The 15,031-nt window shown below is 44.8% G+C and carries 10 protein-coding genes; 4 read left to right on the plus strand and 6 right to left on the minus strand.

What is annotated here, in order from left to right; genetic code table 11:
* Window positions 1–3: 3 nt before the first annotated feature.
* The 3 genes from SD450_RS12805 to uvrA form a co-directional block, all read right to left on the minus strand.
* The gene (locus tag SD450_RS12805) at window positions 4–957 is read right to left on the minus strand and encodes a PorP/SprF family type IX secretion system membrane protein (protein WP_318344844.1); all 954 of its coding nucleotides are present in this window, start codon (window positions 955–957) and stop codon (window positions 4–6) included.
* A gap of 50 nt (window positions 958–1,007) precedes the next feature.
* The gene (locus SD450_RS12810; protein WP_318344845.1) at window positions 1,008–5,069 is read right to left on the minus strand and encodes a gliding motility-associated C-terminal domain-containing protein; all 4,062 of its coding nucleotides are present in this window, start codon (window positions 5,067–5,069) and stop codon (window positions 1,008–1,010) included.
* Between the two features lie 549 nt (window positions 5,070–5,618).
* Window positions 5,619–8,396: an excinuclease ABC subunit UvrA gene (gene uvrA / locus SD450_RS12815; protein ID WP_318344846.1), complete on the minus strand. Its 2,778-nt coding sequence runs from the start codon at window positions 8,394–8,396 to the stop codon at window positions 5,619–5,621.
* A gap of 250 nt (window positions 8,397–8,646) precedes the next feature.
* Between uvrA and SD450_RS12820 the strand changes: the two genes are divergently transcribed.
* Window positions 8,647–9,228 carry an RNA polymerase sigma factor gene (locus tag SD450_RS12820; protein WP_072879309.1) on the plus strand — a complete coding sequence of 194 codons (582 nt, stop codon included), beginning with the start codon at window positions 8,647–8,649 and terminating at the stop codon, window positions 9,226–9,228.
* 249 nt (window positions 9,229–9,477) lie between these two features.
* Here the strand turns inward: SD450_RS12820 and SD450_RS12825 are convergent, their stop codons facing one another.
* The gene (locus SD450_RS12825; protein ID WP_318344847.1) at window positions 9,478–10,140 is read right to left on the minus strand and encodes an endonuclease III domain-containing protein; all 663 of its coding nucleotides are present in this window, start codon (window positions 10,138–10,140) and stop codon (window positions 9,478–9,480) included.
* Window positions 10,141–10,195: 55 nt separating this feature from the next.
* Here SD450_RS12825 and bcp point away from each other — a divergent pair, with 55 nt between their 5' ends.
* The gene (gene bcp, locus SD450_RS12830) at window positions 10,196–10,648 is read left to right on the plus strand and encodes a thioredoxin-dependent thiol peroxidase (RefSeq protein ID WP_318344848.1); all 453 of its coding nucleotides are present in this window, start codon (window positions 10,196–10,198) and stop codon (window positions 10,646–10,648) included.
* 563 nt (window positions 10,649–11,211) lie between these two features.
* On the opposite strand, the gene SD450_RS12835 is transcribed toward bcp, so the two are convergent.
* Window positions 11,212–12,663 (minus strand): TonB-dependent receptor, encoded by a 1,452-nt coding sequence (locus SD450_RS12835; protein ID WP_318344849.1) that lies wholly within the window; start codon window positions 12,661–12,663, stop codon window positions 11,212–11,214.
* A gap of 89 nt (window positions 12,664–12,752) precedes the next feature.
* Here SD450_RS12835 and SD450_RS12840 point away from each other — a divergent pair, with 89 nt between their 5' ends.
* Together SD450_RS12840 and SD450_RS12845 are read left to right on the plus strand one after the other, a co-directional pair.
* On the plus strand, window positions 12,753–13,517 hold the full coding sequence (locus SD450_RS12840) for an MBL fold metallo-hydrolase (RefSeq protein ID WP_318344885.1): 765 nt from the start codon (window positions 12,753–12,755) through the stop codon (window positions 13,515–13,517).
* Window positions 13,518–13,693: 176 nt separating this feature from the next.
* On the plus strand, window positions 13,694–14,188 hold the full coding sequence (locus SD450_RS12845; protein ID WP_318344850.1) for a hydrolase: 495 nt from the start codon (window positions 13,694–13,696) through the stop codon (window positions 14,186–14,188).
* Window positions 14,189–14,575: 387 nt separating this feature from the next.
* Here the strand turns inward: SD450_RS12845 and SD450_RS12850 are convergent.
* Window positions 14,576–15,031: BspA family leucine-rich repeat surface protein (locus SD450_RS12850; RefSeq protein WP_318344851.1), on the minus strand; the 456-nt coding region annotated here is incomplete at its 5' end.

Genomic DNA, 15,031 nt, shown 5'->3' on the forward strand with positions numbered 1-15,031 from the left:
TATTTAAAAGAACCTTGGGGTTACAATCCTATCTGACCTGTTGAAAATGTCGAAACGGAGAAATACCTCATAGGAACCATCGCTATACTGTTCGATATTGGTAGATTGGTAATCGTAGGCCAGCCCTGCAAAAAAGGAATCTGTGATTTGAAACCCTAACATGGCACTTATGGAAGCGCTCCATCGATAGGATGCTCCCAAAGTGAACTTTTCATTGATCAAGAAATTGGCGGACATGTCCCATTGCAATGGTGAACCACTTACATGTTTAAACAATGTGGCAGGTTTAAACTTCAAGTTTTCGTTCAGGTCAAAAACGTAGCCCGCAATCAAGAAATAGTGCAAACGCTCAATGGCTATATCATTTACATTGGCATTTTCCAACGAGCTTTCGTCATAATGCTTGGAATTCAGAAAATTTGGAACGGATAGCCCTGCGTAGAATTTATCGGTGTAATAGTACATACCCGCCCCGACCTGTGGTTGAAACCTATTGTCCACATTGTTTTGGAAATGGGGGTCATTGGCATCAAAGATGTTGAGTTTACTGTAATCTACATCCAACATGTCCAGACCCGCCTTCAATCCAAAGGCCAGTTTGGCTTCATTGAGAAAGCGGATGGAATAGGCATAGTCCACTACCACATTGGATTCCACGGCTGGGCCTATCCTATCGTAAACAATGGAAAGTCCAAGCCCCATATTGTCATACAGTCCTATGGGAGAATTTACTGTGAATGTACCGGTCTCTGGAGAACCTTCAAGGCTCACCCATTGGGTCCGGCCCAGTAGTCCAAAGCTCAATGCTTCTCTGGAACCTGCATAGGCAGGGTTTACAACTTGGGTGTTGTACATGTATTGTGTGTATTGTGGATCCTGCTGGGCAATACCGGAAAACAGGACGGCAAAGAGGGCAAAGGCAGATAGCCAAAGGTTCCTATGTTTGTTCAAAATCATCTTCTTGTCTAAAAGTTCTTGGTTTTTCATTATTGAAATGCTCCGTTGTATTAGTCCCTATTGATATATAGGTATCCTGAATAGCTATCTTTTCCTGGATTGGTCCCTGTGAAGGTCAATATGTAGAAATAGGTACCACTGGGAAGTTGTTTGTCCTTTTGGAAGGTGGCCCTACCGTCAGAGATACCAAAGAACAGGTTATTGCCTTGACCATAGTTCTCGCTTTCATAGACCAGTACCCCCCAACGGTTGTAGATCTTCAGTTGGTTATCAGGATAATTTTCGATGCCCAGGATTCGGAAATAATCATTGGAGCCATCGCCGTTTGGTGTGATACCATTGAAGATTTCAAATCCTATTGAGGTCCCACCATCGGTGCAAGCATCATTGGGAACAATGGTCTCTGTCATCTCGTTCTCAAGATAGCTGTCATTATCGGACAAATCCATCAACTGGAAATCAAATCCAACAGGCTCTCCGGCCACGATGGCTTGGTTCAAAATACTGCTGTTATCAATATCGGCCTGTACCAAGTAATAATCGGCTTCAAAGGTCCAAGTTTCGCCGGGGGATAGGATGCCATCATTGTTCTGATCACTTCCGATTATCGGACCTGTAATCTGTCCGCCCAGCAATGGATCCATGAGGATTATGTTGTCAAATGCCACTCCACCACTGCTTGTTACCGTAAACGTATAACGTACGGTATCCACACAGCCATCAGCATTGGTGTCCACAAGCACCCCTTGTTTGATAAGACCTAAACTTGCTCCTCCATCGGTGCAAGCATCGTTTGGAATTGTTGTGGTGGTCATTTCATTTTCGAAAAGATCATTGTTGTCCGATAAGTCGAACACAGGGATGTCCCCTGCCACAGTATTGGCCGTCACTGTAGCTTGGTTCAATATAAATCCATTGGCGATGTCATTTTGGGTAATGGCATACAATGCTTCATAGCTCCATGCTTCCCCTACGGAAAGGACACCGTCATTGTTCACGTCTGTCCCGAATACTGGGCCAAGTACTTCACCGCCAAGTAAGGGGTCTTCCAAATTTACCTCATCCAAATCTACCCCACCTGTATTGGTCACTGTGAACATGTAGTGAATGGTATCAATGCATCCATCTCCAGTAACATCAATCAAGACACTTTGCTTGATGAGCCCCAATGTGGCACCACCATTGGTACAGGCATCATTTGGTATGATTGTACTTGTAGGCTCGTTTTCCAACAAACTGTCATCATCGGATAGATCAAAGAGCGAGTTGTCAGAGCCAAGAGGTTCTGCAGTAACGGTTGCTTGATTGTCAACTGCAGCATTGTCTATGTCCGCTTGCTTAATGGCATATAAGGCTTCGTAGGCCCATGTTTCACCAACAGAAAGGATACCATCATTGTTTGCATCCGTCCCCTCCAATGGACCCGGTATTTGGCCTCCGAACAATGGATCTTCCAAAGAAACTCCGTCGAGGTCGATACCCCCAGTATTGGTCACCGTGAAACCATAAAGTATGCTTTCAACACATCCATCTCCATCTATGTCCACTAATGTTCCTTGCTTGATAAGGCCCAAGACAGCTCCATCAATACAGGCATCATCAGGGACAGGTGTTCTAGTAGGATGGTTTTCCAACAGGTTGTCATCATCCGAGAGATCCTGTACCAAGGTGTTCACATTCGTGAAAGCTGTTGCCATGGCCTGGTTCACTACAACAGTGTTGACGATGTCCTGTTGTTTTATAGCATAAAGTGCTTCATAGATCCAAGTTTCCCCTACAAAGAGAATACCATCATTATTTGTATCCGTTCCATTCAATGGGCCCGGTATTTGGCCTCCGAACAAGGGGTCTTCCAAGGTAATCATATAAAGGTCTACATCACCAATATTGGTCAGGGTGAAAGTGTATAATATACTTTCCAAGCAGCCATCTGCATCTGCATCCACAACCAAACCTTCTTTGATCAGTCCCAATCCCGGATTTTGGCAATGGGCTAAACTTACTACGGTTTGTTCGTCCTGAATAGGACTGTCATCATCGGAAAGGTCTGAAACCGTTTCGCCCGGTTGTCCCTGCACATTAGCAATTACATCGGCTTGGTTCAATACCTGACCATTTATAATGTCTGTAGGTGTAACGTCATAAAAAGCAATATATGTCCATATTTCGCCTGGTTCGAGTGAATTGTTGTTGTTGTCATCGCCAAAATTAGGGCCCGCCAACACCCCGCCAAGAAGTGGATCGTTGAGGATCACATTATCCAAGGAATAGATCCAACTGGAATTGACTACCTCCAAAGTATATTGGATCACATCGCAGCCCGGACCACCAGAGGCCGCAAAAGCCTGGCCTGTTTTGATCAGATAAATACCAGGGTGGCATGCGGAAAGATCCACCACTGTTGATTCATTCTCAGTTGGGCTGTCATTATCGGAATCGTCAGTAACTGTCACTCCCGGTTGTCCTTGCACTTCCGCCACTACATTGGCCTGATTGACCACTTGTTCATTAACAATGTCTGTTGGCAGAATATTATATATGGCGGTGTATATCCAAATTTCACCTGGGTCAAGAAAACCATCATTGTTAGTGTCACCCGAATCTGGCCCTGGTAAGTCATTATTGCTTATAAGGGGATCGTTGAGGGCTACATTATACAGAGGTATGGAGAAACTGGTGTTCCCGACTTCAAAGGTATATTGGATCATATCACAACCGGGGTCACCAGAAGCCGAAAATGCTTGGCCTGTTTTGATCAGGTAAATACCAGGTTGACATCCAGCCAGATCAACTATGGTAGGGTCATTCTGCAAAGGGCTATTGTCATCGGAAAGGTCGGAAACTTTATCCCCAGGCTGACCTTGCACATCTGCGGTCACTGAGGCCTGGTTTATTATCTCTCCATTGTTTATATCTTCTGGCATGGTATTATAGGAAGCCGTATAAATCCATACTTCCCCTGGATCGAGGAAAGTGTCATTGTTGGTATCTCCTGAATCTGGACCTGGCACAACGCCACCAACCAATGGATCATTAAGGATCACCTGCTCGAGGGTATGAACAATACTCTCGTTCGCTACCTGAAAAGTGTACAATACCGTATTACAATTGGGTTGTCCCAATCCGTTGATGGCCAAGGCTCCTGTTTTGATAAGGGATATTCCGGGCAAGCAATGGGAAAGGCTGGTCACGGTCAAGTCGTTCTGTGAAGGGCTGTTGTCATCGGATAAGTCAGAAACCTTCACATTGGGTTGTCCTTGGACTTCTGCGGTCACTTCAGCTTGGTTTGTTACCTGTCCGTTCACAATGTCTTCTGGAAGGATGTTATACAATGCAGAGTATATCCAAATTTCACCTGGATCGAGAAACCCATCAGTGTTTGTGTCTCCCGAATCAGGTCCTGCCAGAATACCACCCAATTTAGGGTCATTAATGACCACATTTTGCAACACTTGGACGGGACTGGCATTGACTACCTCCATTACATATTGTACCACATCACAGCCAACATTGCCGGAAATGTCGATAGCTTGTCCCGTTTTTATCATATATATGCCAGCTTGGCAAAAAGCAAGGTCAATTGTAGTGGGTTGGTTCCCGTCGATATCGTCGTCGTCAGAAAGATCGGTGACCTGTACCCCAGGCTGTCCCTGTACCAATGCGGTTACATTGGCTTGATTCACCACTTGCCCATTGTCAATGTCTTCTTGTTCAATATCGTAGTAAGCGGTATATGTCCATACCTCCCCAGGTGCCATAACGCCGTCATTGCCAACATCGGTACCAAGATTGGGCCCGGGAACAACACCTCCCAAAAGGAGGTCGGTCACCACAACATTTTGCAACACCTCCCCATTTGTACTCTGATTGGCAAGGGTGAATGTATATTCAATGACATCGCAACCGGCTCCCCCAGACACGTTTCTTGCAACGCCTGTTTTTATCAATGATATGGAAGGCGCAAAAAGTTCTTCTTCAAATGGTATATCATTGATTTTCTTCAAATTGCCCAAAATATTCCCAAAGTATATCGATGACAGCAATAGAATGATCAGGGCCCATATTTTTTTTTGGGGGGTAGAGGGAAAGTACTTAATACCGACTTTTTTCATTATGGATTTTTTTATGGTTTGGATGAATCACGCCATTTTATCTTAGGGACAATCCAAGATTGTTTCAAAGATTGGCAACAGTAATAAGGTTTTGATTTACAATTAAATATTATGTCTTTTCGCACCTTGAAATTCCGTGCAAATGAAGCGAATTGAAAGTTGTAAAAGATAGCCAATTGACGGATGGGCAAGTTGACTTAATGGAAGTGGTCTTTGGATCAACGGATGAAAAATGGAAAATCCAAAAGAAAGGGAGGAGCCTTTGAGTTTGTAGGATAATTATCTCAAAAAGCATAGCTAGTAGGCAGTATGAGGTCGCCTGGGTCATGCAGGGGAAAATGAAACATCCACTGTAAGCTTGAGACGCTTCAAAACTATATGTAAAAGCTGAAGTCCAAGCTCAAGTCCAAGTCCAAGGTTAGGCAGATCAGTAGATAGTTTGCAAGATAACTCAATGACCAATAACTCAATAACAAAATAACCTAAGTCTATTCTCTGTAGTCTATGTTCTTCTGTCTATCATCTACTGTCTAAACTCTATCGTCTATTTTAGAGCTTTTCCCTTAAATATTTGGCTGTATGGGAATCCTTGTTCTGGACAATTTCCTCTGGGGTACCCTCGGCGATAAGGTGCCCACCATCTTCCCCGCCTTCGGGTCCAAGGTCGATGATATAATCGGCGCATTTGATGAGTTCGATGTTGTGCTCAATCACAATAATGGAATGCCCTTTGGCAATCAGTTCGTCAAAGGATTTCAATAATTTTTTGATGTCGTGGAAATGAAGTCCGGTCGTAGGTTCATCAAAGATGAAGAGGGCCTTTTCCTTCGTGTTTCCCTTCACCAGAAAAGAGGCCAATTTAATACGCTGTGCCTCACCGCCGGAAAGGGTGGAGGAGGACTGCCCCAAGGTAACATACCCCAGTCCCACATCTTGCAGTGGCTGTAATTTGCTTACGACCTTTTCCTGCCTGTGTGCCTCGAAATGGGCTATGGCATCATCAATGGTCATGTTCAGGATGTCATCAATGTTTTTGCCCTCAAACTGCACTTCCAAAATATCTTTTTTGAAGCGTTTGCCATTGCACACGTCACATTCCAAATGCACATCGGCCATAAACTGCATTTCTACGGTGATCTCACCTTCGCCCTTACATTTTTCACAGCGACCTCCGTCCACGTTGAACGAGAAATGTTTGGCCTGATACCCGCGCAGTTTGCTCAGCTTTTGGGAAGCAAAAAGGTTTCGGATGTCATCATACGCCTTTATATAGGTCACAGGATTGGAACGGGAAGAACGCCCGATGGGGTTCTGGTCCACAAATTCCACATGCTTGATGTGCGAATATTTCCCTTCAACGGAAGTAAACTGCCCTGCCTTTTCACCATAACCGCCCACTGCCTGAAGGATGGTGGGGTATAGGATCTTTTTGACCAAGGTGCTTTTCCCACTTCCCGAAACCCCCGTAATCACGGTAAGCACGTTCAAAGGGAAAGTGACATCTATATTTTTAAGATTATTTTCCCGCGCCCCTCTGATCTGGATGTAGTGTTTGGAATTTCTACGCTCTTTGGGCACGGCTATTTCTAGGGTCCCGTTCAAATAGGCAGCGGTAAGCGAACTGGACTTCAAAATGGTTTCCATATTGCCAGTTGCCACGACCTCACCGCCCAAGGTACCCGCTTCTGGTCCTATGTCGATGATCTCGTCCGCCGCTTTCATGATATCCTCATCGTGCTCCACCACAATAACGGTATTGCCCAAATTCCGAAGGGATTTCAATACCTCTATCAGATTTTCGGTATCACGGGGATGTAGTCCGATGCTGGGTTCGTCCAAAATATACATGGAACCCACAAGACTGCTACCCAGCGAAGTGGCCAGGTTGATGCGCTGGCTTTCCCCACCGGAAAGGGTATTGGATTTTCGGTTGAGGGTCAAATAGCCCAGTCCCACCTTGTCCAAAAACTCCAATCGGGTGGTAATCTCCTGCAGCAAGCGTTTGGCAACGGTCCTATCATGTTCCGAAAGTTGAAGTTCCCCAAAAAAGGGCATCAACCGTTTGATAGGCAGTTCAATAAGATCCGAAATGGATTTACCGCCCACTTTTACATAATCAGCCTCTTTGCGGAGCCGTTTCCCTTTGCACACGGAACACTTCGTCTTTCCCCGGTAGCGGGAAAGCATCACCCGGTTCTGTATCTTATAACTCTTTTCCTCAAGTTGTTCAAAAAATGCATGAATGCCGGTAAAGTGCTTGTTGCCATCCCAGACCAATTGTTTTTGTTCCTCCGAAAGTTCAAACCAAGGTTTGTGTATGGGAAAATCAAAGGTATAGGCCGAGTTCACCAATTGGTCCCTATACCAACCCATACTTTCCCCACGCCAAGGAAAAACTGCGTTCTCATATACGGACAAAGCAGTGTTGGGAATCACGAGGTCCTCATCTATGCCTATGACATCCCCATAGCCTTCACATTTGGGACATGCACCATACGGATTGTTGAAACTGAACAAATGCACATTCGGTTCCAAAAATTTCATGCCATCCAGTTCAAACTGGTTGCTGAACGATTGGGTTTCCCCGGTTTGAAGGTTCTCAATGGCGCAAACCCCTTTCCCTTCAAAAAAGGCATTGTCCACCGCATTGGCCAATCGGTTATAAAAATCCTCATCGTCCTTTACAATGATCCGGTCCACCACAAGGTCAAACTCCCTGCCGATATCCTTGGGAGCCTGGTCTATCCGTAGTACCTCACCCTTATATTTGATACGGGCATAGCCCTGCTTGGAAAAAAGCTCCAACGATTTGATGGGATTTCGGTCCTCTTTAATGATGACGGGGGCCAAAAGCAGCAGTTTGCTCCCTTCTTCAAGCGCCTTGATGTGGTTGATCACATCCGACACTGTATGCTTCTTCACCTCCTTGCCAGAAATGGGGGAGATGGTCTTGCCGATACGGGCGTAGAGCAATTTTAGATAATCATAGATTTCCGTGGTGGTCCCAACGGTAGATCTTGGGTTGGTGGAGTTCACCTTTTGCTCAATGGCAATGGCGGGGGCTATACCTTTAATGTAGTCCACTTTGGGTTTGTCCAGCTTGCCCAAAAACTGGCGGGCATAGGAGGAAAGGCTTTCCACATACCTCCGCTGGCCTTCCGCATACAGGGTGTCGAAGGCCAAGGTGGATTTGCCCGAACCTGATAGCCCGGTGATCACCACCAGCTTGTTCCTGGGGATCACCACATCTATATTTTTGAGGTTGTGCAGTTTGGCACCTTTTATAATGATGTGCTGCTTGGGATCAAGGTCGGTAATGGCTGCCATGTGTTAAAATTAGGGTCTCAAAGATACGATACACAACACTTAATACGTATATTGCATCAGTTAACATATAAAATTTAGCAACTCACAACATAGTTTTTTAGGTCGCCTACCTAAATATCTATATTTGAAGTGTAATTAAAAAACTGAATAGGCCTATACAGCATAATTACTTTTTAAGATTAAAAACTAAATACCAGAAAGTCTTTCCTGAAAGGGAAGGGTGATGATTTTAACCAAAAAAGTAATTTGTATGGAACTACAGATTAATGACTCGATTTTAGTAAAGAACTACATTGCCGGAGATGAGAAGGCGTTGGAAATACTCATCAACAGGCACAACCAACGAATCACCAGTTTTATTTATTCAAAGGTCATGGACAGGGATGTTGCAGAGGACATCTTCCAAGATACCTTCATCAAGGTGATCAAGACCCTAAAAAGGGGATCGTACAGCGAAGAGGGCAAGTTTCTTCCCTGGGTAATGCGAATCGCCCACAACCTGATTATAGACCATTTCCGTAAGAACAAAAGAATGCCCAAGTTCGAAGGAAGTGATGATTTCAACATCTTTTCAGTGATCAAGGATGAAAAACTGAACATTGAAAAGCAGATCATCAAAGACCAGATAGAGAGCGATCTTACCCTTTTGATCGAGGAATTGCCCGAAGACCAAAAAGAAGTGCTGATCATGCGGATCTACAAGGACATGAGTTTCAAGGAAATCTCCGAAAACACTGGTGTCAGCATCAACACGGCCTTGGGTAGAATGCGATATGCGCTTATCAACTTGAGAAAAATCGTTGATCGCAAGAATATCGTTTTAACGAATTAATAGCGCATTACGTCGAACGTTGCAATATTTCCATTTTACTGGCGTTATCTATTTGAAACATTTACGCTAGAATATGGAAAATATTTACTCTGAAGAACAAAAATCCGTGAAAACGGTGAAGGCTAGTCAAAAGACCGTAAATTTTTTGCTTAGCTACTCCAAATCGATTCATGTAGTTGACTACAAAAAGCATCAGTTTGAAGTAACCTTAAATTGATTTAAGGATCAAACTGTCAGAAAGAGCCACAATTAGCGGCTCTTTTTGGTTTTATAGTATTCCTCAATCACCGTTTTCCTTCCTATGGTCTTGGTGATGATGTCTTTTTCCAGATCCCAACCACGGGCCGGGGAATATTCCCTTCCATACCAAATGATCTGCAGGTGCAGCCTGTTCCAAATTTCTTCTGGAAACAAACGCTTGGCGTCCCGTTCCGTTTGCGCCACATTTTTTCCATTGCAGAATCCCCATCGGTACATCAATCGGTGGATATGGGTGTCCACGGGAAATGCAGGAATTCCAAAGGCTTGGGAAACCACTACGCTGGCCGTTTTGTGGCCCACGGCCGGAAGTTCCTCCAACAGTTCAATGCTTCGTGGCACCTCCCCATTGTATTTGTCCACCAAAATTTGTGAAAGACCATGGATTCCTTTCGATTTCATTGGGGAAAGCCCCACAGGCTTTATGATCTCCCGTATTTCATCCACCGAAAGCTTGATCATATCAAAGGGATTGTCCGCCTTTTCGAACAATAACGGTGTAATCAAGTTCACCCGAACATCCGTGCTTTGGGCCGATAGCAGCACGGCCACCAAAAGGGTATAGGGATCTTTATGGTCCAATGGAATGGGAATGGTGGGGTAGAGTTCATCCAAGGTCTGAATGGTGAAATCAACCTTTTCTTGTTTGGTCATATTTGTTTAACTTTGTGTATATAAATATTAAACAATAATTCAAGACAGAAAGCGCATGAATATGTTAAAAGTAGGGGATAAAGTACCTGAATTTTCCGCAAAAGACCAAGATGGCAACACAATTAATCTGAGTGATTATAAAGGAAAAAAATTGGTCGTCTTTTTCTATCCGAGGGCCAATACGCCCGGGTGCACCTTGGAAGCCTGCAATTTGCGGGACAATTACAAAGAATTGCAAGATCAAGGATATGAACTCTTGGGCGTGAGTGCGGATTCTGTACGCAAACAGGCCAATTTCAAGAAGAAATATAAATTTCCATTTCCGTTATTGGCCGATGAGGACCACACTGTGATCAACGCCTTCGGGGTTTGGGGCCCAAAAAAATTCATGGGGAGGACTTTCGATGGCATCCACCGCACCACTTTTTTGATCGATGGGAATGGGGTAGTGGAAAAGGTCATCGACAAGGTGAAGACCACGGACCATGCTGCGCAGATTCTTGCCTAGAGCAGAGATTTCGGATAATTGGATTGTTAGATTCTTCGAGTTTTGGATAAAATGGATTTTGCTTGTCATTCTGAAAAAAACGAAGTGTTTGAAGAATCTAATTTGGGAAGGGATGCTTTGATTAACTGAAATCTGAAGTCTGATATCAGAACATTCATTCGCATCAGATCAGATGGTAGAGCATAGAACAGTGACCATAGACTTGGATTATTCGGTTACTGAGTTATTGGTCATTGTTCATTGCTGATTGCTTGAACCTGAAACTTTTATTTAGTTTTTGGAAATATGAACATTTATTCGTGAAGATTCGTGTAATTCGTGTCAAAAGAGACAAAAACCATAAAACACCCCTATGGTCCCCTCAAGGGGACAATTACTGGTTCACACTCAACTCAATCTCTTGGTTTTGTATTTTGTTCTTCTCAATTTTAAGTAACACAACCTTTGACCTGGAACTTGAAACTTTTACCTTTAGCCATTTCACCTTCAATCCAAAGTGCGCAAATGCTACAATCCTGTCCACCCATGAACTTGATTCTTGTGCTTGTACCTAAAACTTTAGTTTACTCCTTCTCCTCAAGAACCTTTCGGGTGAAAAGGTGTTTTTGTTTGATGATCTCGGCAATACCTTCTGGCAGTTCGTCCTCCCAGCCCTCTTCATTGTTGATGATCTTCTTGAGCACATCCCTCGAGAAAATATGGAGCACTTCCGGATCGTAATCGATGATGTCCATCACCTTGCCATTGTACTTGAAGAATTTGTACAGTTCCTTCATCCGTGGGTGCACCTTTACGTTGTTGCTGGTCAGGATTTGTCCGGTATCGGGGTCCTTCATCGGATAGAGATAGACCTTTAGGTCTTTGAAGAACAATTTTCCAAAGGCCTCCAAAATGCCACCACTCAAGTGACGGTAGTATTTCTCATCGAAAACATCCACGAGGTTGTTCACACCCATGGTAAGCCCGATTTTGGCCTTGGTGTAGTTGTTGAAATACTCCACCAGTTTGTAATATTCCTGGAACTTGGAAATCAATACCGTATGTCCGAGCGAGCAGAGCAATTCTGCACGGTCCATAAAATCCTGTTCGTCAATTTCCCCGGCAGCTTTCAGGTTGGAGAGCGTGATTTCAAAAACAACGATGGTATTCTCATATTCCACCGTTTGTTCCCTGATAAAGATATCGTACGACTTCTGGAACATGTCCATGTTCACCTTGGTGACGGGTCTGAAACTACCCCGGAGGGCCAAAATGCTCTTTTTGTAGAGTACGGCCGCGGGAAGAAGGTTGTTGCCGTCAGGTCCGAACATCACCGCATCCGTCATGTCGTTCTTGATCAACTGCAAGCTCATCAACCTGTTGTCCACATCGGCAAAGTTGGGCCCGGTAAAGTTCACCATATCAATTTCCAAAGTGTCCTTGTCGATATGGTCATAGAGGTATTTCAACAGTTTTTTGGGCTTATGGAACTTGAAGAAGGCCCCATAGATCAAATTGACCCCCAAAATGCCCAAGGTTTCCTGCTGCAAGCGAGCCTCGTTCTGTTTGAAGCGTATGTGGAGCACGATCTCGTCATATTCCTTTTGGTCAGGATCCAACTGGAACCGGATACCTACCCATCCGTGTCCTTTGTACCTTTTGGAAAAATCGATGGTGGCCACCGTGTTCGCATAGGTAAAAAACAGATAGTTCGGGTTGCTCTCCCTACTGATCCGTTCCTCCACCAGTCTCATCTCATGGTCCAGCATCTTCTTCAAGCGGGACTGGGTCACGTATCTTCCATCTTCCTCCACACCATAAATGGCATCACTGAAGGACTTGTCATAGGCGCTCATGGCCTTGGCAATGGTCCCCGACGCACCTCCGGCCCTGAAAAAATGCCTTGCGGTCTCCTGTCCGGCGCCGATTTCGGCAAAGGTTCCGTAGATATTTGGGTTTAAATTGATCCTCAGCGTTTTTGCCTTAATGGAAGGTATGTTTTCGAAAGCATTTTCTTTGCTCGGTACAGTAGGCATATTCGAAAATTTACGATGTCACAAAGTTACACTCTTCGTTCAATCTATTACATAAATATGTTATAATTTTGGTTTTCATGGACGACAGGATGACCATTACTTTTTTGGGAACGGGAACCTCACAGGGTATCCCCGTCATTGGTAGTGACCATCCTGTGTGCAAGAGCAAAGATCCCAAGGACCAAAGGTTGCGGGTCTCCGTGCTGGTTTCTTGGAAATCGTACAACTATGTGATCGACTGCGGTCCTGATTTCAGGCAACAGATGCTGAAAAACCCCATAGACAAACTGGATGGCATCCTCTTTACGCACGAACATGCCGACCATACGGCGGGCATAGACGATATCCGTCCCTTTTTTTTCCGACAGGGAGACATTCCCATCTATGCCCATGAGCGGGTCATCCATTCCCTGAAAAGACGGTTCGATTATATTTTTGCCGATGAAAACCGATATCCTGGTGCCCCGGCGGTACAGGTGTTCCCAGTGGAAAAGGACAGGCCCATCCGGTTGGGCGATCTGGATGTGATCCCCATAGAGGCCTACCACAATCGGCTTCAGGTGTTTGGCTACCGATTTGGGGAGTTTGTGTACCTGACCGATGTGAAGCGGGTAGAGGAGGAGGAAATCAAAAAAATAAAAGGAGCCAAGGTCTTGGTCGTCAATGCGCTGCGTGAGGAGCCCCATCATTCCCATTTTAATGTGGAAGAGGCCTTGGCCTTTGCCGAAGAGGTGGGTGCGGAAAAAACCTATTTTACCCACATCAGCCATGTATTGGGTTTCCATGCGGAAGTGGAAAAAAAACTGCCCAAAAATGTACATTTGGCCTACGATAACCTAAAATTGAAAATATAAAACCTAGTGCGCAACAATATCATTTTCCAAGTGCTTTTTTGTCATCTTGAGCCTGCCTTTGTCGGCAGACAGGCGCAGTCGAAAGGTTGACAAAAACACATACATATATAATTATCAATTAGTTGATTTTAATTCAATACTTAATGGAAGTATAGACTCACATAACATATAAATTAATGAAGAACAAGATTTTTCTATACCTATTTGTATTCGCCGCCCTTTTGGCGCTCTATCAATTTGTGACCGCCAACAAGATGCAAAAAGCGATGCGCTCGGATGTGGATACCTTGAAAGCCGAGGTGGAATCCCTGAACGATTCCCTGTTGAAGGCACGGTTACGGGTCTTGGACATGCAATATTTCACCTTGGAGAACAACGATGATGCCCTGGCCTATTATGACCATCTCAACTTGGAAAGCCCATCACGCTATATCGAGGACAAGTTGTTGGAAACCAACGAAAAATCCGGTGATAATCCTTTGGTACCCTATGAAGGCATGGAAAGTGATTTCAAGATCAATAAGATTAAAGTACTGAACCACAAGTGGATTTTGGCCGATTTTTCCGATGGCAAATACTGGGGCGACCTGATCATCAGATATGAACTCAAGGACGACCTGAGCGTGGATTTTACCTTACTGGACCATCTGCTCTATGCTAGAAGCAACTGATGGGGATAAGTTTTGGGTTTCAGGTTTCGGGTTTCAGGCGAAAGGGCCAAGGGTTAAAGGTCAAAGGGGAAATCTAATTTACAATGAACAATAATCGATAATGACCAATAACAGAATAGTCGGGTCATCCAGAGCAACTGTCCCCTTGAGGCCAGCCTGCCGTGGTCATTGAGCCTGTCGAAATGCAGGCAAGGAACCTTAGGGGTGTTTTTCAGGTGACACGAATTGCACAAATGTTCACGAATCAATATTTGGACTTCGGACACCATTCACCAAACTCCAAAAGACCAAATCCCCCAACCAATTGTGGGAGGTCAGGAGGGGCTAAACAAAAAACCACCGAAAGACCCAAGGGCCTCCCGGTGGTTCATCTCATTGATTCCATACTCAGTTACATACTTCAGAACTGCCAAAGGTAATGGTCCAGTTGTTGGGTGCACCGCTGAGGGCAGCATAGGCAGCGAAGCCGCCGCCGTTCTCGCAGATGTTCACCCCCGCTGCGCCAAGTGTCACATCGGGATGGACCTCCAAGTTGGCCCACCCAATCAAGGTATCGGAGAAGTTAAGGGCAGACATGTCACTGTCCTCAAACATGCTGTACATGGACTGCACATTGGAAATGTCCCAATTCCCCAAGTTCCTGTTAAAGGCAGAGGCACCGTTGAACATCGCACTCATGTTGGTCACACTAGAGGTGTCCCAATTGCTGATGTCCCCATTGAAGGAAGTTGCGCTATAGAACATACTGCCCATATCGGTCACGTTGGAGGTGTCCCAATTGCTGATGTCCCCATTGAAGGAAGTTGCGCTATAGAACATACTGCCCATATCGGTCACGTTGGA

Origin of the sequence: Flagellimonas baculiformis, assembly GCF_033441575.1 — a bacterium.
In the GTDB taxonomy this organism is placed as follows: Bacteria; Bacteroidota; Bacteroidia; order Flavobacteriales; family Flavobacteriaceae; genus Flagellimonas; species Flagellimonas baculiformis.